Genomic DNA, 23,310 nt, shown 5'->3' with positions numbered 1-23,310 from the left:
TTTAATTATTGTTTTTTTTAGCTAATTTTATTCCATTCGCCGTCAGTAAAAGACTGAACACAGGTAGTCAGATGCAGCAAAAAAGTTTATCCCGAAAACTGCTGACCAAAGTATTGTCAGTCTATTTTATTTTGACCTTTGTCGTAACCTTAGGACAGATAGTCGCCGAATACTTTAATACCAAGAACCATATCAATGGCGAGCTTTCAACTTTACAACAAACAATTTCTGGCAGTCTGACCCGGGCCATCTGGGAGCTGAACACAGCGCAGGCGCTGATTATTGCCGATGGCTTGCTGGCGATCCCATCGATTGAAGGCATCATAGTGCGGGATGACAGCGGCGCCGTGATCACTCAGCTTGGCCAATATATTGATATCAATGAGCGTTACAGCAATCAACTGGTCAAAGAAGGCGTCCGGCTGACCGAACAACAATCTGGTTTATTTGGTTATACCTTTCCACTGATTTTCGAATTTTCCGGTCGCGCCACTCAGGTCGGCGATGTCACCTTGTTTTCCAGCCGGAATATAGTGCTGGATCGGATTAAAGTCGGGATTTATTTTCTGATCGGCAATGCCTTACTAAAGACAACATTTCTGATCATCCTGTTTTTAATCGCCTTTCGCAAACAACTGACCTTGCCACTGGCCGAACTGACGCAACAAATAGAAGAATTAGAACTGGATAACCTGGATAACACCAAAGTCGAAATTCAGCATGGGGATACTAACGAGCTCAGCGTGATGGCAGATGCCTTTAACCGCTTAATTGCCAGAGTGCAGGATTACAAAGGTCAGTTGGAAAATACCCAGCGCCAGCTGCTGCAATCGAATGAAAAACTTGATCAGCATAATTTAATTCTGGAGCAGGAAGTCGCACGCAAGACTTCGGGCCTCAGCCAGGCAATGATGGATTTACAGCAACAAAAACAAGAGCTTGAAGTTAAACAACAAGCCTTGCGGGAAGAAATTGAACGCCGGCGTCATACCGAAGATGCACTGCGCAGTAAACAAACCGAACTGGAAAAGCTGGTCAGTGATTTACGTCAGGCGCAGGATCGTCTGGTACAGTCGGAGAAAATGGCCGCTCTGGGCGGTCTGGTGGCCGGTATCACCCATGAAGTAAATACCCCGGTCGGGATTGGGGTGACCGCCACCAGTTTTCTGGCCGAAAAACTGGCGGTGCTGGAACATTCATATCAGGAAAAAACACTGTCGCCCAAGGCGCTGGAACATTTCATCGAAGAAGCCAAACAAGGCACTGAACTGCTCAATACCAATCTGATCCGGGCATCGGAACTGATTGCCAGCTTTAAACAAATTGCGGTCGATCAGACCAGCGAAGCGATCCGCACTATTCAGCTCCATGAATATCTGAATGAGATCATCCGTAGCCTGCAGCCGCACTTTAAAAAGACCCGTCACCATATTGAAGTCAATTGCCCGGAAAATATGACCCTGAGTTGTCCGGCTGGTGCTATTTCGCAGATTTTTACCAACTTACTGATGAATTCATTGATCCATGGTTTTGAAGATATCGAAGAAGGCCATATTCATATCACAGTGGTGGATGAAGGCAATGTGGTGGATATTAATTACAGTGATGACGGCAAAGGTTTAACTGCAGAACAACTGGAAAAACTGTTCCATCCATTTTTCACCACTAAACGTGATCAGGGCGGCAGTGGTCTTGGCACCCACATCACCTACAACCTGGTGCGGCAAACGCTGGGCGGCAGTATTCAGGTGAAAAGTGAACCTGGCCATGGCTTGTCCTACCATATCCGTTTTCCGAAAGTGCTGAAACGTTGAAGAAAAAACCTGCAACTGCCTGACCCTGAGTGTCAGGCAGGTTGTGCCCGCCAGCTTTACCGGTATACTTGGCGTCATTCTGAAACTCCGCCGTAGCCATGCCGCGGCAAGAAAAAGTGAGCCTTTATGTGGTTTAAAAACCTGCGTATTTACCAAATTACCGAACCGCTTGATCTGGCACCTGAAGCACTTAGCCGTGCCTTAGCGGAACATAAATTCAGTCCATGTACCGGTCAGGACGCTGTGAAAATGGGGTTTACTTATCCGCTGCATCACAGCATTAAAGAATATCATCATCAACAACAGCACTTACATTTGTTTGCCGTCAAACGGCAGGAAAAAGTGTTGCCAGCAGCCGTGATAAATGAAGAGCTGCAACCGAAAATTGATGCACTGGAAATCGAAAAAGGCCGGCCACTGGGTCGCAAAGAAAAACAGGCATTAAAAGAAGAACTGATCCAGACGTTATTGCCACGGGCTTTTAGCCGTTCAACTGTGACGACCGCACTTTATGATGAGCAAAATCAGTGGTTTATTGTCAACACCAGTTCAGCCAGTCGCGCAGAAGAAGTGTTGAGTTTAGTCCGTAAAGCCCTGGGTTCATTACCTGCCATGCCATGGATTGATAACAATCAGCTCAATATGGCGATGCAACAATGGCTGACCAATCAAAACTTGCCTGCCGGATTTAGCTTAGGTCATGAAGCCGAGCTAAAAGCCCCTGATGAAGAAGGCGCCAAAGTGAAATTCAGCAATCACCTGCTGACGGCTGACGAAGTACAAAGCCATCTGGAAGATAAACTGGTCACTAAGCTGGAATTTGCACTGGAAGGTCAGGTGAATTTTATGGTCTGCGATGATGGCAGTCTGAAAAAACTCCGTTTCCATGAGATGCTGGCGAATCAGAATGATGAATTAGGCTGGGATGATATGGTATTACGCCTGGACGCTGATTTACTGGTGATGGCCAATGAAGTCGCCATTTTGTTGCAGTCACTGCGTCAGGCGATTGGCCAACCCTAAACGGCTAACTAAGAACCAGTAACCGTTCAAGCCGTCTGTCAGTTCTGACAGGCGGCTCAATCAACCAGCCGTTAACTGAATAAAGCCTTGGCCTCTTCGGTCCAACTGGCAATGGCGGCATCCTGCAATGGATTTTTCTTTGGCATCAAGCCAAGTTGTAACCATTCATTCATCAGCAGTTCGGCCGACTGCGGATCGGACCATAAACCACAACTGATGCGACCAATCCGGATAAAATCGGTGTAACTGACGCTATCGCGCTGTAGTCCCGAGCGACAATGTTTGACTACATCGGCAAAGGTATCCGCAAAATCCCAGTAGCTCATGATGGCGGTGCCGATTGGCGCGCTGTAATCTTGCAGCGCTTTTTGCAAAAATGCAGTATCCCCAAAGGTATCCGGATATTTTTCCGCTTCGGCCAGAATAGGTAAAATGCCAATTTGATGGACCAGTCCAGCCAAGGTCAGAGTGTCCAGATTGAGACCATCATGTTTATGTTTTTGCAGATAAAACTTCAGACAAGCCATCGCTACCGCAGTGACCTGGACAGTTTCACGCCACAGTTGGCTCATCCGGCTGGCTATGTCCGGGCTGTGACTAACAAAAAGCTGCTCCAGCGCCATCGCCGTCGCGATATTTTTTACCTGGCTTAAGCCAATACGGGTCACCGCCTGATTCAGGGTGGTGACTTTAACGCTCCGGCCGATGAAGGCACTATTGGCAATTTTAATAATGCGGGCTGCCAGGGCGGTATCCAGCGCTATCACCTCAGACATGCGGCCAAGGTTAATATCCGGATCATCGGCCGCCTGCCTGACCCGTACGGCAATTTCAGGCAGGGTTGGCAACACCAGTAAGTTATTACTGAGCTTTTCCATCAATAACGTTAATAACGCTTGTTCTGCTGACATTTGATATCCTTATGCAAATGCAGGGGCCGCCTGCACCAACTGTTGTAACTGAGCCTCGGTATAACGAATAGCTGCAACTTTGCCCCAAACTGGCGCCGGCCAGGCTGGATCGGTGCTGAACCTGACAATATGATGCAGATGAAGTTGCGGCACCATGTTGCCAAGTGCGGCGATATTGAGTTTGTCGCCTTGAAATTGCTGCTGCAGCCAGCGACTGAGACAAGCGCTTTCCTGCCAAAGTTGTTGTTGATCTTCAGTCGTTAAATCAATGATTTCAAGAATATTATTCCTTCTTGGGATCAGCAAGAACCAAGGATAATTGGCGTCCAGGCTTAAACGTAACTGGCATAATGGCCAATCTGCCAGCCAGATGGAATCCTGGACTAGTTGTGGGTGTAACTGAAACTCTGTATTCATCATCATGACTCTGTGGTGACACCTGATGGCCGGCTGACCAGTTCCTGCTGCATCCTCAGCAGGACCAACTGACATACTTTGCTATCCTGACTACGGGCTGCCAGCTCTAATTCTGCCGCCAACTGCGTGATGCCGGGAAACCCCATACTGCCAGCACAACCTTTCAGGCTATGGGCTTCATACTGTAACTTGGCCAAATCCTGTTGTTGCCAATAGCCTGCAAACTCTGCCAGTAAATCCGGTAATCGCTGAGCAAACTCTTGTTTTAATGCAATAATTGCCGGATCTTGCTCCAGGCGCAGTGCGAGTGCCGCCTCCAGTGAGCGTTCTTTTTGGGTGTATTGCTGGATCATGTCATAAAAATCTTTTTGCACTATCGGTTTAGCCAGCAAAGCCTGACAACCGGCCTGCAGATAACGTTGTTTATCTTCCCGCATCACATTGGCCGTCAACGCGATCACAGGTACCTCAATACCGGCATGGCGGAGCAACCGCGTCGCTTCTTCCCCGCCCATTTCCGGCATTTGCATGTCCATAAATACCAGATCAAACTCACGATCCAGCAGTTGTTGCACCGCATCACGACCATTGGCGACTATGACAAATTCAGCCTGAATTTTTTGCAACAACACCGACACTAATAACTGATTATCGACATTATCTTCTGCTAACAAAATCCGCAGTTGCTGCGGTTTGAATTGCGGGTCGGCCTGAACTGGTAATGCTTGTTGCTGATAGCTGTTGACTAGGCTCAGATGCTGAGTTTCGCAATTGACCACTATTTCAAAGCAACTGCCAATCCCCTTCACACTTTCGACCCGGATATCGCCTTGCATTTGCTGCATCAATTTTTTTGAAATCACCAGCCCTAAACCAGTGCCGCCAAAATTACGGGTGACGGTGGCATCCGCTTGAACAAAAGGCTGAAATAATTTACTTAACTCGTCACTGGACATGCCAATACCAGTATCTTTAATTTTGATCAGCAATTGCTCAGCCCCAACCAGATAACTGACATGAATAATCACTTTACCGCGCTGGGTGAATTTTAAGGCGTTACTGGTCAGATTGAGTAAAACCTGCCGAAAGCGCAGCTCGTCAGCAAACAAAAACTCCGGCAATGGAAACTGTAGCTCCAGTAGACAATTTAATTGTTTAGATTGCGCCTGATTTTTTGTTTGCTGATAAATATCATCCAGCATATGTAGCAGGTTAAATTTTTGCTTCGACAGTTCCAGTTTTTCAGCTTCGATTTTCGACAAATCGAGAATATCATTAATGAGTTTTAATAAATGATCGCCGCTGCGCAGCACCCGTTGCAGATAATCTGCCAGCACCTCAGGTTGCTGTTCGATCAGTGCTTGCTCACTAAAACCAATAATGGCGGTTAATGGCGTGCGGATTTCATGACTCATATTGGCCAGAAACACACTTTTGAGCCTATTGGCTTGTTCAGCAGTTTCCCTTGCCTGGATCAGTTCCTGATTCGCCCTGGCCAGATCATCGTTGGCACGAGCCAAGTCTTGAGTCCGCTGCGAAACCTTATCTTCCAGCGATTGTTTGTTGGCCAGCTCCCGTTCCCGGTAGACCCTGAGTTGGCGTACCATGACATTAAATGCGGCAAACATTTCACCCAGTTCGTCTTGCTTGGTGACGGTCAACAAGGTGCTGAGATCACCACGCCCCACCGCCGTTTTGGCTTCAGTCAGTACTTTAATCGGCTCAAAAATATACCTGACCAGCAACCAGTAACAGAGGAGTGGCAACCCTAACGCAAAGAGTAAACTCGAACAAAACAGCAACAAGGGCAAGTGCTTGTCATCGCCAAGTAAGGCATCTTCTTCAATAGCTGTGACGAGTAAAAACTCACCAGGTAAAGGGGTGGCAAGCACTTGCATGGGTTTGCCAAGCAACACAATCGATTGTAACTGAGCGGCTGCGACTGCTTGCTGAATTTGTTTAAAGTTGGTCGGTGCAAAGGTGCTGCCAATCAGTTGTGGCTTCTGCGCATAAGCAATCACGCCACTGCCACTGACAATCAGGTTCACCTGAGAACCGACAAAAATATCTTCGGTGATTTTATGCAGCGGATCGACCCCGACTGTCGCCACCAAATAGCCCCATAATCTATTCATCTGACCACTTTCGGCCGAGCTGAGATAAATTTTACGGGCAAAAATTACTTTTAGATCTTGTTGCTCAGCTTCACGAGAAATGAAAATTCCGCTGTCTTCCACCATACCTTGCAACGAGGAAAAATAATCACTGCGAAATCTTTGCACCGGGTTGTGCAATACAGCATCCGGCATCGCCAATGCCAGTTCACCATTGAGTTTCAATAACTTGAGTTGTTGCAGTTCAGGGTTTTGCTGTAAAAAATGCTGTAAACCTTGCAACAGTTCGCGTTGCTGAGCGTTATCTTGCAAAAAGTGTTGAAAAATATCACTGGTCGCCAGCACTTTAAGTGCTTGCTGATGGCTGGAGAAAAATTGTTCTAGCACTTGTTGCTGCTGCACCTGATGGCGTGACACTTTAAAAAATGCTTGTTGAGAAAATGCCGAACCGCTGAAATGGTAAGCTAAAAAGCCAAATAATACTGTCGGCAGCACTAACAACGGAAACATGTAGATGACGAGGGTTTCGCGAAGTCTCATTAGCGCTTAATTCCGTGCCCGAACAACTATTTATCTATGCACTAGCATACCGAGCAAACGGGTACCTCACAACATCTTTGTCAGTATGTGATAAGGCAGTAACACTGACGAGGCCCTTTGCTTGTTGCAGGGATCCGCGTTGACTGCGGTTGGTAATGCTCAGTCAGCCGACAGCAGTTCCAGGAACAGTGCCTGGAACAGTGCCTGGAACAGTGCCTGGAACTTTTGCTGTTGCTTAGCTCGCTAAATATCGGGCGGCCAATGCGGCCACCGGAGCTGCCGATGGTTTACCATGCTGCCAGTCGCCACCGTCTACCCCGCTCCCAGCAATATCAATATGTACATAGGGTAAAGGCTTGGCAGCTTTAGCTGAACAGGGATCCAATCCGGCGGCGACCACCAAAAAAGCCATCGGGAACTGGTGACCACGTGCTGTCACTGATGAAGGGGCATTATTACAACTCAGGACATCATCCGCTGCACTACGCGCTTTGATAAAACTGAAATCTTCCCGCCTACTGCGGGAAACTTCACTCGGGTCCCCCCAGATATCGCCGATCTGAGCCAAAGTTGCCGATAACTGCTGGCTGAATGCTGCACCATTTTCGACCAGGGCGGTGTAAGGTCCGACGGCCCTTGCCGCGTGGCCGGTTAATGTCGCGACCGAGAATAGTGTAGGGTTCACCGCAGTCTCAGCTTCTATCCGCAGATGCGACATTAAATCAGCTAACACCAAGCGACCTTCGGCATCGGTATTACCAATCCGGACCCGGACACCGGCATGACTGGTAATAATTTCATCCGGTACAAAAGCATCAGAACCAATGCTATTTCGCACAGCACCAATTTCTGCGACCACTCTTAAACCAGTTGGTTTGAGTAGTGCGACTGTTTTTAGAAAACCAGCTACTGCGGCCGCACCGCCTTTATCGCGGCTCATTCCCGCCATACCACCGTTAATTTTTACATCAGCGCCACCCGTATCATAAACCAGTCCTTTACCAGCGAAGAACAACGTCTGGGTGACTTCACCTTCTGGTTGATATTCCAAACGGATTAACGCCGGGTGATGCCGTTCGACATGTAATGAACTGCGGGCGACCGCCATCATCAAAGGGTAATCAGCCAGTAAGGTATCGACATCGGTTTCTACCTCAACACTGACCGGACTACCGGCAAAGGTCTCAACACAATAATCAGCGAAACGACGTGGAGCCATCCGCTCAGGTTCGGTACCACAGAGATCACGTGCCAGTCGCCGACCTGATTCTACCGCGCACAGATAATCAGTTTGCGCTGCGGTTGCTCCAACCAGACCAATCTGCATCACAGGTTCCAGTTGCTGTTCGCCACGGGCCTCGCGCCCTTCCAATGGTTGCCACAACGCTTGTGCCATCGCCAGATAAACCACGGACAGCGCCTGCATATAGGCATCGCCCGGTGCAGGAAGTACCCAAACCAGTGGGGCAACGGCACCAGCATTTTTAGCTTGCACAATAGCTTGTTTTGCCACATCGGCAAAACTGCGGACATCGTCCACATCGCGCTGCAGCAAGCCGGTAGGAGCCAGAATTAATCTATGCCCGGGTGCCAAATCTGACAGCAACAACAGGGTTTCTTTACCGATCCGTTGATCATAAGCCGCAGCTTGCCGAATGAAATGAGCAAGTTGTGGCTCTGTTACATCCTGTAGCTGCTGAGCAATCAGGATCAACGCATCAAAACGGTCGTCCGCCAACGCGGCACTAAGTGCCGGAACCGGCAACGGCAGAGGTAAGGCCATAGTTTTTATATCCTTGTGATGAGGTCATCTATTATCAGCCAGAGCAATGTTGCAGACAAGTCATCACTGTGTCAGCCTGTTGTTATTGTCAGGAAATAGCTACAACAGCGAATAGAACGATAAAGGACTGTACAGTTTATTAGGTTGTTATTCATCGCTTTAAAACAAGCTTTAACTGCCGCCGGGGCTGCGGCATAAAATAAAGGCCCAGATCGGGCCTTCATCAAGCAACAAAGTGTTTCAGATAATTTTATTCTGTTGCCATTGCTGTTCTTTGCGTAACCGCTCTTTGCGTTTTTCACAAGGATTATCACAATCACAGGCTTTTTCGATACCAACGGCACTTAAACCACCACAACTGCCGGCAATGGTTTTACGCTGAACTATATAACCGATAGCCATAGCCGCAAACACGATTAACATAAGTACAAAAGTCAGCAGAAAGATTTCCATCATTACCTCGATCTTTATTCAGGCGGTATATGCAGCAGCAAAGGACACTATTGTAACAATAAATCAGCCACAACCCCAGTGTTGCAATGGTTTTTAGCCGTCGCTTTTTAACGGGGACTAGCTTGCATGGCTGGTCTTGCCGAAAACGCGCCTCAGCCTCTGGCTGAGGCCGGACTGTAAAAACAAAAAGCCAACCCGAAGGTTGGCTTTTTCAAGTTTCAGTGGTTAACCACCAAAGTCATCCAACAGGATGTTTTCATCTTCTACGCCTAAATCTTTCAGCATATTGATGACAGCTTTGTTCATCATTGGCGGACCACACATGTAGAATTCACAATCTTCCGGAGCCTTGTGGTTTTTCAGGTAGTTCTCATAAATGACGTTGTGGATAAAACCAGTGTAGCCAGTCCAGTTATCTTCCGGTTGCGGATCAGACAAGGCAACATGCCACTTAAAGTTTTCGTTTTCTGCTTGCAACATATCGAAATCTTCAACGTAGAACATTTCACGTTTAGAACGGGCACCATACCAGAAGGTAATTTTGCGTTTAGATTTTAACCGACGCAGCTGGTCAAAAATGTGTGAACGCATTGGTGCCATACCAGCCCCACCACCGATAAAGACCATTTCTGCTTCAGTATCTTTGGCGAAGAACTCACCAAATGGACCAGAAATAGTCACTTTATCACCGGCTTTCAGGCTCCAGATGAATGAAGACATTTTACCGCATGGCAGTGTCAGGTTGTTTGGTGGCGGGGTTGCAATCCGCACGTTTAACATGATGATGCCTTCTTCTTCCGGATAGTTCGCCATCGAGTAAGCACGGATGGTTTCTTCGTCCACTTTCGATTCTAAGGTGAAGAACTTAAAGCGTTCCCAGTCACCACGGTACTCGGCCGGAATATCAAAATCAGCATATTTGATGTGATGCGCAGGTGCTTCGATCTGAATATAACCACCAGCACGGAAAGGTACAGATTCGCCATCCGGGATCTGAAGTTTCAGTTCTTTAATAAAGGTGGCTTTGTTGTCATTTGAAATAACAGAACAAGCCCACTTTTTGATACCAAAAATTTCTGGCTCGACTTCAATTTCCATATCAGTTTTGACACTGACCTGACAAGCTAAACGGCAACCTTCCCGACGCTCACCTTTGGTTAAGTGACCAAATTCAACCGGCAGTACATCACCGCCACCGGCATGAACGTGCACACGGCACTGACCACAAGAACCACCACCACCACAGGCTGAAGACAGGAAAATACCCTTGTCAGCCAGTACACTTAACAGTTTACCGCCGGCACCTGTTTTGATTGCTTTTGACGGATCACCGTTGATGCCAATGGTAATTTCACCGGAAGACACCAGTTTTGCTTTAGCTGCCAAAATCATGACAACGAGGGCAACCACCAGTAAGGTGAACATACCAACGCCAAGATAAATCTCTTGCATTGTCTTTTCCTTTTACTTCTGATGCTTACAGGGATACGCCTGAGAAGGACAAAAAGCCCAGACTCATCAGACCAACCATAATAAAGCGTGAACCTAAACCACGTAATGCCACTGGTACGTCAGCATATTTCAGCTTTTCACTGACAGCAGCCATTAACGTAATTGCCAGAGTCCAGCCGATACCACCGCCTAAACCAAACACAGCGCTCTCGGCCAGGGTATAGTCGCGCTCGACCATGAAAGCAACACCACCGAAAATAGCGCAGTTCACTGTAATCAAAGGCAGGAAGATACCCAGCGCGTTGTACAGTGACGGCACATATTTATCGAGGAACATTTCCAGCACTTGTACCAGGCCGGCAATCACACCGATATAAGCAATAAAACCAAGGAAACTTAAATCTGTATCAGGAAAACCTAACCAGTCCAATGCACCAGGTGCCAGAAATTGCTTAAACACGATGTTATTTAGCGGTACTGATAAACCCAGCACCACAGTCACGGCAATACCTAAACTGAAAGCAGTTTTGATTTGCTTGGAAATCGCGATAAAAGTACACATACCGAGGAAAAAGGATAACGCTAAGTTATCGATAAACACGGCACGAACAAACAAACTTAAATAATGTTCCATGTCATGACTCCTTAGTGCTTCTCTTGTTGCTCAGGACGCCAGGTCCGCAGCATCCAAATCAAAATACCGATAATGAAGAATGCACTTGGTGGCATTAACAACAGACCCATCGGCTGGTACCAGCCGCCAGCACTGATCAGTGGCAGAATTTCCACACCTAGCAATGTACCTGAGCCGAACAGTTCACGGATCACAGCGACAATGACTAACAGCACGGTATAACCCAGACCATTACCGATGCCATCCAGGAATGACATCAATGGCGGGCTTTTCATCGCGTAAGCTTCAGCACGCCCCATCACGATACAGTTGGTAATGATCAGACCAACAAAGACTGACAGCTCTTTCGCTACGTTGTAGGCATAAGCTTTCAGTACCTGGTCTACCACAATAACCAAGGAAGCGATAATGGTCATTTGCACGATAATCCGCACACTTGACGGAATATGATTACGGATCATTGAGATAAACATACTGGAGAATGCTGTGACCAGTGTCAGGGCAACACCCATCACCAGTGCTTTATCCAGTTTTGTTGTTACTGCCAGCGCAGAACAGATACCGAGCACCTGTAATGCAATAGGGTTATTGGCAAAAACCGGCCCAAAAACAAGCGCCTTCATTTCTTTTGCACTAGCCATTATTTAATGCTCCTTGACGAACTTTAGCCAGGAATGGGGCAAAGCCTTTGGCACCTGCCCAGAACTCGAACGTGTTCTGCACACCATTACTGGTTAAAGTTGCACCGGATAAACCGTCGACTTCAGTGGCAGAACCTGCCTGGGCGTTACCAGGTTTCAGGATTTTAATCGCTGGATTACCGGCATCATCCGTCAGCTTTTTACCGACAAACTGAGCAACCCATTTCGGATTCTGAATTTCACCACCCAAACCAGGCGTTTCGCCATGCTCGTAGTAGTTCAGCCCCTTAATGGTCACGCCGTCTTTGTCCAATGCCAGAAAACCATGCATGGTCGACCACAGACCATAGCCATGTACTGGCAGCACGATGGCAGAAATCTGACCTGAGGCAATACCATCATTGTAGGCGATATAAACCGGCGCGATTTTGGCGCGGGTTTTGATTGATGCTAAATCTTCCTGATCCGTCAGCTTGATGCTGCCAGCAGGATCTTTCATCATTTTACGGTAGTCATAAGTTAATGGATCCTGCTGTACAAACTCACCAGTTTCCAAGTCAACCAGACGCTGCTGAATATGTTTTTCAAACAGTTCTTTGACATTACCACCAGATAATAAACCTGTAGCAACCAGAATGTTCTTCTGTGCATCCAGTAGCTTGTTTTCCGCTTGTTTCGGACGCAACATGACGGCAGAACTGGCGACAAAAATCGCACAGATCAAGCACAGGCCAATAACGACAAAAAACGTTTTGCCGATGCTTTCGTTATTATTAGACATTACGTGCCAGCCTCCGCTTGATGTTGCCTTGTGCAACCATAAAATCAAACAATGGTGCGAACAGGTTAGCGAACAGAATCGCCAGCATCATGCCTTCCGGATATGCCGGGTTCACCACACGAATCATCACGACCATAAAACCAATCAGAATACCGTAGGACCATTTGCCTGCATCAGTGAAAGACGCAGAGACCGGATCTGTTGCCATAAAGAACATACCAATGGCAAAACCACCCAGTACAACGTGCCAGTACCAAGGCATAGCAAACATTGCATTAGTGTCTGAACCAATCAGGTTAAACATGGTAGAGAACACCACAGTACCGACCATCACACCAGCGACAATACGCCAAGAAGCAATGCGGAAGTAAATCAGTGCCAAACCACCAATCATCAGGGCTAAGGTTGAAGTCTCACCGATAGAACCAGGAATGAAACCATAGAATGCATCCCACCACTGTTGATTGATTGACCAGTCAGTGACTTCACCGTTGGCCGCTTTTGATAACCAGGTTGCACCGGCATAACCGTCAGCGACAGTCCAGACTTTGTCACCAGAAATTTGTGCCGGGTAAGCAAAGAACAGGAAAGCACGGCCAGCCAGTGCCGGGTTTAAGAAGTTACGGCCAGTACCACCAAACACTTCTTTCGCAATCACGATACCAAAAGTAATACCCAAGGCAGCCTGCCACAGTGGGATGGTTGCCGGCAGAATCAACGCAAACAGAATAGAAGAAACGAAGAAACCTTCATTGATCTCGTGTTTACGGACAGAGGCAAATAACACTTCCCAGAAACCACCGACGGCAAATACCACTGCATAAATAGGCAGGAACCAGCAAGCGCCGTACAGCATTTTGCTACCCCAGCCTGATTCAGCTGTCAATTCGCCGCCCAACATGTGGAATAAAGCCACTTGCCAGGTATCAGGAACAGTCACTGTTGCAGATAAAACTGACGCCGCCTGGTGACCAATGTTAAACATACCAAAGAACATGGCAGGGAATAACATTAACCAGACAAAAATCATGATCCGTTTTAAGTCGATGCTGTCACGTACATGGGTGGCAGACTTAGTGACTTTACCCGGTGTATACAGAATAGTGGCAACGGCTTCATATAAAGCGTACCACTTTTCATGTTTACCGCCTTTTTCAAATTGCGGTTCAATGCTTTCTAAATAATGCTTTAAGCTCATCTTCAGCCTTCCTTCTGGATGGTTGTCAGAGCATTACGCAGTGCCACGCCGTAGTCGTATTTGCCAGGGCAGACAAAGGTACATAATGCCAGATCTTCTTCATCCAGTTCCAAACAACCTAACGAAATGGCACCATCGGTATCGCCGACCAGTAAATCACGCAACAGTAACGTTGGTAAAATATCCAGAGGCATCACACGCTCATAGTTGCCAATTGGCACCATGGCACGGTCTGAACCGTTGGTCGTGGTGGTCATGTTGAACAGGCGTTTCGGGCTTAAATGCGACAGGTAAGCGCGAGTGACAGAAAACTTCTGCGCACCTGGCACAATCCAGCCGAGGAACTCTTTTTCGTAACCTTCAGCCAGCACAGAAAGCTGGGAATGGAAACGACCAAGATAAGCGTGCACACCAGTCGCAGCTTTGCCTGCCAACACCGATCCTGAAATGATACGGTTCTGGCCTTCGCTCAGCTCACCTGCAGTTATATCTTCCACTGCAGCGCCCAGTACGGTTTTAATCAAACGTGGATTTTTCACCACAGGACCGGCCAGTGAAATCACTCGGCTGGTATCCAGTTCGCCTGTAACGAACAGCTTACCAATGGCGATCACGTCCTGATAGTTGATGTGCCAGGCGACGCTGTTCAGCGACACCGGAGCCAGGAAATGGATATGAGTGCCTGGCAAACCTGCAGGGTGCGGGCCGGCAAACTCTTCCACCTGAACCTTAGCAGGCGCGTTAATCTGGGTAGCCGGAGCTTTACACAGAAAAACTTTGGCCTCTGTCAGACGAGTCAGTACGGTCAAACCATGTTGCAATGCATCACCAGCCGCAGCAATCACTACTGCAGGATCAGCTGCTAACGGATTAGTATCAATCGCGGTGACAAAAATCGCTTTTGGCGTGCTGTCAATGGCTGGAATTTGGCTAAATGGACGAGTGCGGAACGCAGTCCATAAACCTGAATCCAGTAATTGCTGTTTCACCACTGCGCTTTCCAGCGAAGCTAATTTGTCAGCCGCAACAGCTGTAAAAGCTACAGAGTCGTTGCTGCCATCAGCTTCGATGACCACAGATTGCAGAACCCGCTTGGCACCACGGTTAATCAGTTTGACAGTACCCGCGACCGACGCCGTAAATTTCACGCCAGGATTTTTTTTGTCTTCAAAAAGACCCTGACCTTTTTTTACTTTATCGCCAACCTCAACCAACATGGTTGGACGCATACCGACATACTCTTCACCCAGTACAGCGACCGATTTGACAGCAGGACCGTCATGAATCACTTGTTTAGGACTGCCCGACAGGGGAATGTCCAATCCTTTTTTGATTTTAATCATACGTACTTGCACTACTTTAACGGGAAGAAACAGGGCCTGGTTTTTCAGCTGCTCACCTGGCAGCGCACCTGGCGAAATCGGGCTGAATCGCAACCTAATTTCACCAGATACACGTACATAGCGGCGGATTTTAGCATTAAACCCACAGGCCAGCTATGATAAATAACAAAATTCTGTCGCTGACGAACGGACTGTGCCAAGTGTAGTCAAGATTGATTTTTTTGCCTGAGAAAGCCGAAAATCAGTCTGATTTCTTCTTTACTACCAGTCACAGCGCCAGATTCAGTGTTATTTGATTAAGTTATTACCCACTTGCGCAAACAAAAGCCGCCTGTTCGGCGGCGCAGTATCTTAAGCTAAATTTGCCAGACTGACCATCGGAGATACATCTGCATTGTAGTCAACATGGCTATAACCAAAGCCAAATAACCGCAAAAACTCCTGATGATAACCTTTGTAATCAGTCAGCTCATCAATATTAGTCGTTTCAACCTGTTGCCATAAGGCGGTCACTTTGCTCTGAATATGCTCGGCAAGCTCTTTGCCATCCATCCGCAGCCGACCCGCTTCATCTAACTGACGCGCCGGGTTGTACAGACACTGTTGAAACAAACCATAAATTTGTTCGATGCAACCTTCGTGGCTGCCCTCTTCTTTCATCACCCGGTACAGCAATGAAATATAGAGCGGCATAATAGGAATCGCTGAACTGGCTTGGGTCACCAACGCTTTTAACGAAGCGACATAAGCATGACCTTGTTGGCTTTGCAGCTTATTGGTAATAGCCGTCGCAGCGCGGTCTAAATCTTCTTTGGCGCGACCAATAGTGGCTTTACCATAAATTGGCCAGGTCAGTTCTTTACCGATATAGGTATAGGCAACTGTTTGGACGTTTTCAGCCAGCACACCGGCAGCATGCAGTTGATCCAGCCAGCGCTCCCAGTCTTCCCCACCCATCACTTTGACGGTATTAAAAATTTCGTCATCATTGGCAGGTTCAACTGAGACGTTTTCAATTTCACGTTTACTGGTGTTCAGCGTTTTGGCGGTGTACGCCTGACCAATTGGCTTTAACACTGAGCTGTAAATCTCACCACTGACCGGATCTTTGCGCCGTGGCGCTGCCAGGCTGTAGACCACCAGATCAATTTTGCCCATTTCCTGCTGGATCAGCTCAATCGCCTGCGCTTTTAATTCATCGGTAAAGGCATCACCATTGAGGTGCTTATTCCACAAACCTGCTGCATTGGCTGCCTGTTCAAAAGCTGCAGTGTTGTACCAGCCAGCCGAGCCGGTTTTACCTTCGGTCGCTTCTTTTTCGAAGAAAATACCTAAGGTATTGGCACCTGAACCAAAAGCAGCAGTGATCCGCGACGCCAGGCCATAGCCAGTGGATGCGCCGATAACCAGTACATTTTTTGGTCCATTGTTGACTTGACCGTGCGTTTTCACGTATTGGATTTGTTCTTGCACATGTTCAGCGCAGCCGACCGGATGCGCATTGGTACAGATGAAACCACGGATTTTCGGTTGAATAACCATAAATAAGAACCTGTTGTTGGTTAAAATTGCCGTTAGTGTAAAACTTTAACACAGCAAACAGGTCTGATCAGCATAGGAAAACAGTGGACAGCAACAAAAGCATTGCACTGAGCCACAAGAATGGCCTGTTGCTGACACTGCAACAGGCCAGATAGTGCGTTTATTCGGTTGGCGTTTTATCCCGTTTAGAACCGCCAAAACATTTTGGTGAAGCTGGTGGTTTCTCCGCGTAATATTCATACCACTCACCCGGCGTGTAAGTGTGGAGTGCCAGCGCATGAATTTTCTCCGCCAGCTCAGTGGCAACTATTGCGTTCACAGCACGGTGCCGCTGCAGCAAGCGCATACCATCAAAAGCTGGTGTCACAATAACCACTTTAAAATGTGATTCAACCCCTGGTGCCACACTGTGCATGTGACTTTCATCAATCACATCCAGGAACACGGGGTCGAAGGCTGTTAACAGTTTTTGCTCGATCGAGGTATGGATTAACATAATGCCTGTTCCTTCTGTTCGTATTCATTCTCTACTGTAGTGCCGTGGCTCTGGCTTGTCAGCAACTGTTTTATCGCAAAAAAAGATATCCAAAAAACCTTGCCAAAGCAGCTTAGACTGGTCTAGCTATAGAACGAAAAGTCAGATTAATTCTGGCTGAATCTGCTTTGGCTTGTTTTGGCAGCCGATGTTGCCAGTGCTGCTGGCAGTCCCCAGCCATCAACAATAAGTCGCCGTCAGCTAAGGTTAAATTTAGCTGATGCCCCTCTGAACGATGCCGCAAATCAAAGCGTCTGCTCTGCCCCAGACTCAAGGAAGCAATTTCTGGCATGGCGCCAAGTTCAGGTTCATCATCACTGTGCCAGCCCATATGTTCATCACCCTGCCGGTATAAGTTCAGCAGCACAGCATTAAACTGGCGATTCAGTTGCCGATTGACCCAGGCCGTGATCTTCTGCAGCAATGGCTGCCAGGGTTCGGGCTGAAACAACACTCCCGAATAACGATAACTGCAATGCGGATCCCCCATCCAGACTTGCTTGCGCGGGATCTGCACTGCATTACCAAACATCCGGATCTGCGGCTGCTGCCATGGCATCGTCGTCATGAGCTGCTGAAATATCGGTTGACTCTGGGCAGGCGGCAACCACTGCCGCCACAACCATAACTCTGCATCCGGCAATAAAAAGTGTTGGCAGTGACGGGCCTGCTGCCTTTGGTTGTCGCTAAGCTGCAGATCTGGCAAAATAGCCCCCTTCTTTGCAGATGATCATCAAACTATGAGCCTTTCATGTGTGATCGCAGGTCAGTCACTGACACTCGATCGATTTCCGCCAGAACAAAAAAATCGTAGTTTACAGGCCTGGGATGCTGCTGACGAGTTGTTAGTAGAAACCGCATTGCCACTGCTACAATCTGGGCCTGCAACTCTGTTACTGCTCAATGACCAGTTTGGTGCCCTTGCAGCTGCTCTGGCCAGTTATCAGCCGGTTCAGGTGTCAGACTCCTACATCAGCCAACTGGCAACCCGGTATAATTTCCAGCAGAACCAGTTGGATCTGCCACAGTTAACCCAACTGAGCAGCCTGGATCCTTTGCCTGCAGCATCCCTGGTGCTGCTGAAACTACCCAATAACCATAGTTATTTACGCTATCAACTGCGGCAACTGAAACAACAGCTGCCAGCAGACTGCCAGATCATCGCCGCGGCTAAAGCCAAGGATATCAGCCAGAATCTGCTGAATATATTCCGTCAGGAACTGGGGCCGGTTGAAGCATCCCTGACCGTTCGAAAATGTCGGATTATTCGTTGTCACATCGATCCGCAACAAGCGCTAGCCACCAGCCCTGAGTTTCCATTGCGCTGGCAAGACAGCACAGAACAACTGTTGATGATCAACCATGCCAATGTATTTTCCCGCGATGGCTTAGATATTGGTGCCCGCTTTTTATTACAACACCTGCCGCGATGTGCGCCCGGTCAGCGCGTGATTGATTTGGGTTGTGGTAATGGCGTGTTGGGCATCCGGATGCTGCAGCAACAACCTGAACTGCAACTGGTCGGCACCGATGAATCCTATATGGCTATTGAGTCAGCCAGACTGACATTAGCTGCTAACTTTCCGGCACTGGTGCAACAAGCCGAATTTATCATTGATGACTGCCTGGCCAGCCAGGCCGATAACAGTGCTGATGTGGTGATTTGTAATCCACCCTTTCACCAGCAACATGCCATCACTGATCATATCGCCTGGCAAATGTTCAGCGATGCGAGGCGGGTGCTGAAAAAACACGGCAGATTGCGTATCGTCGCCAACCGGCATTTAGGTTACAGTGAAAAACTGGCACGGTTGTTTGGCGGTTGTATTCATGTGGCCAGTAATGCAAAATTTACCATCTTAGAAGCTATAAAAAGGAACTGAATATGCGTCGTTTACTCCTAGCCTCCATGCTGACTCTGGCAGCTTGCAGCAATCCGGTGCCATCTTTTATTGTGGCCCCTCAAGTATTCTGGAATCAGACCAATCAGCTGAGTAATGTCGCTTTTAGGTTAAATGTACAGGATAACAGACCGACCAACGGCACGCTGGTGATGCGCGATGGTGATAAAGTGAATGCTTACCCAACCAGCAATGACTTACCACAGCAATTACAACAGGCGCTGGCCTCGGCATTTACCAGCCAGGGCGCCCGTGTGGCTGAAGCTGAGCCTGTGGTGGTTACAGTGCAGATTAATCAACTGGAAGCCAATGCTGAACTACGTACTGTTGAGCATATTGTGAAAAACAATGTTGAATTAAGCATTCAGATTGAGCGGGATTCAGGTTCTTTTAACAAAAGCTACAGCGGTAAAAGCAGTTTTTCCGGCCCATTTAAACTGGATACTGCCGTCGCAGAGCGAGAGTTACGGGTATTAACGGAGCAAGTGATCGCCAACTTATTGCGTGATCAGAGCTGGCAAGATTTCCTGAGGAATTAACTGATGAAATTTATCTATGCCCTGTTGTTACTGCTGGTCTCGACCAGCAGTTTGGCCAATGGTCAGTATTTGCAAAAAGATAACTTTTTCCCAAGGGTCCGGCTGGAAACAACAGCCGGTCATATTGTGGTCGAGCTGGACAGAACCAGAGCTGCGCTGACAGTGAATAATTTTTTGACCTATGTCGATAAAAAAGTATATGACGGCAGTCTGTTTCACCGGCTGGAACCTGAGTTTGTGTTACAGGGGGGTGGTTATGATCGCGATTATAAGCCACTGAAAAGCTTTGCCATGATCCATAATGAATCCGGCAATGGGCTGAAAAACCGGCTTTATACCATTTCAATGGCAAGACAAACTGATCCACATAGCGCAACCAGTCAGTTTTTTATTAATCTGAATGACAATCCAAGCTTGGATCCAGGCAAAGACTGGGGTTATGCCGTGTTTGGCACTGTGGTCGAGGGCATGGAAGTTTTTGATAAAATCAAAGCTTTAGAAACGGGTTATCAAGAAAAACTAGGCTGGGAAAATGTGCCAAAGCAGCCATTGGTGCTGATCCGCGCCATTCTGTTACCCGCTAAATAAATGGGCACTGCCCTTTGATTGACAGCCATTTTGGCAGCAATTTTTGCCTGAAACTGCCGCAGACGAATTCAGGATAAATAATCCCCGCTATACTTCTCCTTAACGCCTGCAGGGTTCAGTGAGTGAACCCTGCAACTGCCACAGATTCTGCCCAGGCAGAATGAGACATCACTCAAGCATTTTGCCTTGGTTGGGGCCGGTTATGTTAGAGCTGTTTTTTATCGAAAAATCGCAACAGCTGGTTTTTTATGTGTCGCGTTATTTGCGCGGGCAATTACCGCACCGTGAAATTCATCTGTTTATCTGGGACACGCTGGAAGAATGGGCACAGTTTCAGATCCTCAATCACACCCCGGCCAACCGGCAGGAGCAGGTGTTCTGGCATTTATTACATCAGCTTGAATACTGGTCTGAAACCGAATTAAAGCAAGACCGGCTGCTGCGCAAAAGATTGCAATACTGCGTTGGTTTTCTGCAGGGTAAAGCCGAAATTCCATTTGAATGTATTGGCATCCGCCCTTAGCCAAGCGGCAGCCAACCAACTTGCAGCACTGCATTTTTGCCTTCGGATGCGACATTTCAGTGCTGCCCCCTTTCTTCAGCAACAGCACTTTGTTAAGGTGCCAGCTTTATAAGCCTTCCTGCTGGAGTGATGACTGCATGTCCGGATCTGTTAATGCCCAGCCGGGTTTTTTCGCCGCTTTAACGCAATACCGTGACCGCAGATTGTTATTTATCTTCCTGCTCGGTTGTTCATCTGGGTTTCCCTGGGTGCTGATTGGTTCTGCCATGAGCGGCTGGCTAAAAGATGCGAACTTATCCAGAGCCACCATCGGCTTTTTTGGATCTGTCACCGCGGTCTACGCCATTAATTTTTTATGGGCGCCCTTGGTGGACAGAGTCAAGTTAGGCTGGTTTTATCAATTATTAGGGCAAAGACGCAGTTGGATCTTGCTGATGCAGCTGTTTATCGTGCTGGCCACTATCGCCATCGCCTTCACCAATCCGGCTTACAGTTTGCTTTGGACTTCATTACTGGCGTTATTAATCGCCGCAGCCGCCGCCACTATGGATATCGCCATCGATGGCTACCGCATTGATATCATTGGGGATGAACCTGCCAGATTGCCAGCTGCCGCCGCGATGAGCGTTGCTGGCTGGTGGACTGGTTATTCGCTGCCTGGTTTTTACGCTTTTCACTACGCCGACAGCCATGGCTGGCCGCAGGTTTATCTTGGCATGGCCCTGATTTTACTGGCACTGGCTGTGGCCAGTTTATTCATCACTGAACCTGTCAGTCATCGCGATCTGCTGCAACAAAAGGCTGCGGCACGTTATCAGCAAAAAATCCAGCATCCTGCACTGCTCTGGTTCAGTGTGACCGTCATTGAGCCATTTGCCGAGTTTTTCCGGCGTAATGGTATGCTGCTGTCATGCTCACTGATTGCCTTTATTCTGATCTTTAAATTAGGTGAGGCTTTGCTCGGCAGGATGTCGATTCAGTTTTACCGTGAAGTCGGTTTTTCCAATGAACAAATCGCCGAATATTCCAAATTGATTGGCTGGGGCGCCACTATGGTGTTCACTTTATTGGGCAGTTTGTTGAATGTGCGTTTTGGTGTGATCAAAGGTCTGGTGTTAGGGGGCGTAACCATGGCTGCGAGTAATCTGATGTTCGCCTGGATTGCATTGGCGGGACCGGATGAACAATTACTGCTCTGGACTATCCTGTTAGATAATTTTACCACTGCTTTTTCGATTGTGGCTTTTGTGGCTTTCCTGACCAGCTTTACCGGCGTGGCGTTTTCTGCCACCCAATATGCCTTACTGGCCTCTATTGGTAATTTTGCCAGAACCTCGATGGCTTCTTTTGCCGGTAGTCTGGTCGATGCACTGGACGGCAACTGGGCGCTATTTTTTGTGCTGACTTCCTTGATGGTGCTCCCTGGATTATTGTTGTTATGGTTTATCGTCCGGCAGTTAAACAGCAAAGCGCAACTCAGCAGCCGCAATAAGCCGGCACAGGCCGCTATAAACTGAGCTAAAAACAACAAAGCCGCAATCAAGCGGCTTTGTTGTCATTCACCAAGACCAAATCATTATTGGCTCAGTACCTGCTTTAATCCGTCCGCTGGGTCAACTTCCAATGCCTGACAATACCGAACAAACTCAACAACATCCAATCTGCGTTCCTGGTTTTCTACTTTTCCAATGAATGAATGTGGAGTTCCCAATACTTCAGACAAACTGCGCATGGTGTGGCCTTTATCCTGCCTTTGCCGCTTTAACCATAAACACAGTCTTTTATTTTCGTCAGAGATGACGCTTTTCGTACCTTTCATAACGTTTTCTTCTCCCAGCGTTGAACGCCTTTTTTTATGTCAAACACTTCCTGCCAAATCAAAATCCAAACCTTATTGGTGTCCCAATAAGCAATAAATATCAGTTAATTAAACCATAGGATGCGACGAGCGTATAGTTACAACCGTTAAAAATTGTATTCAATCTACAACTTTAGCAGCATCCGACTGATTTTATTGGATAAAAAATTTTAAACATTCAAAGTAGTGCAAAACCGCAGGCATGAAGACGGGAACAATTGCCAGCAACCGCTACATTATGTTACTTTTATGTTATAAAAAATCACTTTAACGCGAATGAGAAGATTTGACTATACGGAAAATAGGAACATTGCAGAAAAAAACACAGTCCAGACCAGTTGCAATCATAGATTGACCAGGGCTGGACCTAAAAATCAGACAGAAAAGCTCGAACCACAGCCACAAGTCGTGGTGGCATTCGGGTTCTGTACCAGAAAACGACTACCCTGCAATCCTTCGGTATAATCCACGATACCACCCAACAGATACTGCAGACTCATCGGATCGACCACCATAGTGACGCCGTTTTTATCAATGGTCAGATCGCCGTCATTGACCTTTTCATCAAAGGTAAAACCGTATTGAAAACCTGAGCAGCCACCGCCTGTGACATAAACCCGTAATTTTAAAGCCGGATTTTCTTCTTCCTGGATCAGCGAAAGCACTTTATTGGCGGCCGCATCCGTAAACTGAATCGGAACCTGAACTTCAGACATAGTG

At 47.6% G+C, this 23,310-nt stretch carries 23 protein-coding genes; 7 read left to right on the top strand and 16 right to left on the bottom strand.

Annotated features, from left to right (window positions below):
- Positions 1-71: 71 nt before the first annotated feature.
- Positions 72-1,814, top strand: coding sequence for a sensor histidine kinase (locus tag AC53GJ_RS05355; RefSeq protein ID WP_496731505.1), 1,743 nt, complete (start codon positions 72-74; stop codon positions 1,812-1,814).
- Positions 1,815-1,940: 126 nt separating this feature from the next.
- Positions 1,941-2,837 carry a recombination-associated protein RdgC gene (rdgC, locus tag AC53GJ_RS05350; RefSeq protein ID WP_496731504.1) on the top strand — a complete coding sequence of 299 codons (897 nt, stop codon included), beginning with the start codon at positions 1,941-1,943 and terminating at the stop codon, positions 2,835-2,837.
- Between the two features lie 71 nt (positions 2,838-2,908).
- Here rdgC and AC53GJ_RS05345 read toward each other — a convergent pair whose 3' ends face one another.
- From AC53GJ_RS05345 to AC53GJ_RS05280, 14 genes are all read right to left on the bottom strand, one after another.
- A complete protein-coding gene (locus tag AC53GJ_RS05345) occupies positions 2,909-3,748 on the bottom strand; it encodes an HDOD domain-containing protein (RefSeq protein WP_496731503.1) in 840 nt (279 codons plus the stop codon).
- 9 nt (positions 3,749-3,757) lie between these two features.
- A complete protein-coding gene (locus tag AC53GJ_RS05340; protein ID WP_496731502.1) occupies positions 3,758-4,171 on the bottom strand; it encodes an HIT domain-containing protein in 414 nt (137 codons plus the stop codon).
- Entirely contained in the window at positions 4,168-6,819 is a 2,652-nt protein-coding gene (locus tag AC53GJ_RS05335; protein WP_496731501.1) for an ATP-binding protein, read from the bottom strand. The genes AC53GJ_RS05340 and AC53GJ_RS05335 overlap by 4 nt, the downstream gene beginning before the upstream one ends.
- 235 nt (positions 6,820-7,054) lie before the next feature.
- Positions 7,055-8,602, bottom strand: a complete 1,548-nt coding sequence (locus AC53GJ_RS05330; protein WP_496731500.1) for a M17 family metallopeptidase — start codon at positions 8,600-8,602, stop codon at positions 7,055-7,057.
- A 240-nt stretch (positions 8,603-8,842) separates the two neighbouring features.
- The gene (nqrM, locus tag AC53GJ_RS05325) at positions 8,843-9,058 is read right to left on the bottom strand and encodes a (Na+)-NQR maturation NqrM (RefSeq protein ID WP_496731499.1); all 216 of its coding nucleotides are present in this window, start codon (positions 9,056-9,058) and stop codon (positions 8,843-8,845) included.
- A gap of 222 nt (positions 9,059-9,280) precedes the next feature.
- Positions 9,281-10,507: an NADH:ubiquinone reductase (Na(+)-transporting) subunit F gene (gene nqrF, locus AC53GJ_RS05320; RefSeq protein WP_496731498.1), complete on the bottom strand. Its 1,227-nt coding sequence runs from the start codon at positions 10,505-10,507 to the stop codon at positions 9,281-9,283.
- Between the two features lie 25 nt (positions 10,508-10,532).
- On the bottom strand, positions 10,533-11,141 hold the full coding sequence (nqrE, locus tag AC53GJ_RS05315) for an NADH:ubiquinone reductase (Na(+)-transporting) subunit E (RefSeq protein WP_496731497.1): 609 nt from the start codon (positions 11,139-11,141) through the stop codon (positions 10,533-10,535).
- An 11-nt stretch (positions 11,142-11,152) separates the two neighbouring features.
- Complete coding sequence (locus AC53GJ_RS05310) at positions 11,153-11,782, bottom strand: NADH:ubiquinone reductase (Na(+)-transporting) subunit D (RefSeq protein WP_496731496.1); 630 nt, start codon at positions 11,780-11,782, stop codon at positions 11,153-11,155.
- Entirely contained in the window at positions 11,775-12,563 is a 789-nt protein-coding gene (locus AC53GJ_RS05305) for a Na(+)-translocating NADH-quinone reductase subunit C (RefSeq protein ID WP_496731495.1), read from the bottom strand. The genes AC53GJ_RS05310 and AC53GJ_RS05305 overlap by 8 nt, the downstream gene beginning before the upstream one ends.
- Complete coding sequence (locus AC53GJ_RS05300; RefSeq protein ID WP_496731494.1) at positions 12,556-13,761, bottom strand: NADH:ubiquinone reductase (Na(+)-transporting) subunit B; 1,206 nt, start codon at positions 13,759-13,761, stop codon at positions 12,556-12,558. The genes AC53GJ_RS05305 and AC53GJ_RS05300 overlap by 8 nt, the downstream gene beginning before the upstream one ends.
- A gap of 2 nt (positions 13,762-13,763) precedes the next feature.
- Positions 13,764-15,104 (bottom strand): Na(+)-translocating NADH-quinone reductase subunit A, encoded by a 1,341-nt coding sequence (locus AC53GJ_RS05295; RefSeq protein WP_496731493.1) that lies wholly within the window; start codon positions 15,102-15,104, stop codon positions 13,764-13,766.
- Between the two features lie 351 nt (positions 15,105-15,455).
- Positions 15,456-16,646, bottom strand: coding sequence for an enoyl-ACP reductase FabV (fabV, locus tag AC53GJ_RS05290; protein WP_496731492.1), 1,191 nt, complete (start codon positions 16,644-16,646; stop codon positions 15,456-15,458).
- A 160-nt stretch (positions 16,647-16,806) separates the two neighbouring features.
- The gene (locus tag AC53GJ_RS05285; protein ID WP_496731491.1) at positions 16,807-17,142 is read right to left on the bottom strand and encodes a BolA family protein; all 336 of its coding nucleotides are present in this window, start codon (positions 17,140-17,142) and stop codon (positions 16,807-16,809) included.
- Positions 17,143-17,254: 112 nt separating this feature from the next.
- Positions 17,255-17,887: an alpha-ketoglutarate-dependent dioxygenase AlkB family protein gene (locus tag AC53GJ_RS05280; RefSeq protein ID WP_496731490.1), complete on the bottom strand. Its 633-nt coding sequence runs from the start codon at positions 17,885-17,887 to the stop codon at positions 17,255-17,257.
- Between the two features lie 34 nt (positions 17,888-17,921).
- Between AC53GJ_RS05280 and AC53GJ_RS05275 the strand changes: the two genes are divergently transcribed.
- The 5 genes from AC53GJ_RS05275 to AC53GJ_RS05255 all read left to right on the top strand — a co-directional run bounded on the left by AC53GJ_RS05275 (position 17,922) and on the right by AC53GJ_RS05255 (position 22,249).
- A complete protein-coding gene (locus AC53GJ_RS05275) occupies positions 17,922-19,064 on the top strand; it encodes a methyltransferase (RefSeq protein ID WP_496731489.1) in 1,143 nt (380 codons plus the stop codon).
- Positions 19,065-19,066: 2 nt separating this feature from the next.
- Positions 19,067-19,621, top strand: coding sequence for a YajG family lipoprotein (locus tag AC53GJ_RS05270; protein WP_496731488.1), 555 nt, complete (start codon positions 19,067-19,069; stop codon positions 19,619-19,621).
- A 3-nt stretch (positions 19,622-19,624) separates the two neighbouring features.
- Positions 19,625-20,209 carry a peptidylprolyl isomerase gene (locus tag AC53GJ_RS05265; RefSeq protein ID WP_496731487.1) on the top strand — a complete coding sequence of 195 codons (585 nt, stop codon included), beginning with the start codon at positions 19,625-19,627 and terminating at the stop codon, positions 20,207-20,209.
- A gap of 202 nt (positions 20,210-20,411) precedes the next feature.
- Positions 20,412-20,732, top strand: a complete 321-nt coding sequence (locus AC53GJ_RS05260; RefSeq protein ID WP_496731486.1) for a hypothetical protein — start codon at positions 20,412-20,414, stop codon at positions 20,730-20,732.
- Between the two features lie 137 nt (positions 20,733-20,869).
- On the top strand, positions 20,870-22,249 hold the full coding sequence (locus AC53GJ_RS05255; protein WP_496731485.1) for an AmpG family muropeptide MFS transporter: 1,380 nt from the start codon (positions 20,870-20,872) through the stop codon (positions 22,247-22,249).
- A 59-nt stretch (positions 22,250-22,308) separates the two neighbouring features.
- Here the strand turns inward: AC53GJ_RS05255 and AC53GJ_RS05250 are convergent, their stop codons facing one another.
- Both AC53GJ_RS05250 and erpA read right to left on the bottom strand, forming a co-directional pair.
- Complete coding sequence (locus AC53GJ_RS05250) at positions 22,309-22,551, bottom strand: helix-turn-helix domain-containing protein (RefSeq protein ID WP_496731484.1); 243 nt, start codon at positions 22,549-22,551, stop codon at positions 22,309-22,311.
- Positions 22,552-22,964: 413 nt separating this feature from the next.
- Positions 22,965-23,306, bottom strand: a complete 342-nt coding sequence (gene erpA / locus AC53GJ_RS05245; RefSeq protein WP_496731483.1) for an iron-sulfur cluster insertion protein ErpA — start codon at positions 23,304-23,306, stop codon at positions 22,965-22,967.
- Between the last annotated feature and the right edge of the window lie 4 nt (positions 23,307-23,310).

Source organism: Rheinheimera sp. B2H12 (genome assembly GCF_059620065.1).
This window is presented reverse-complemented; position numbering and strand designations above follow the sequence as displayed.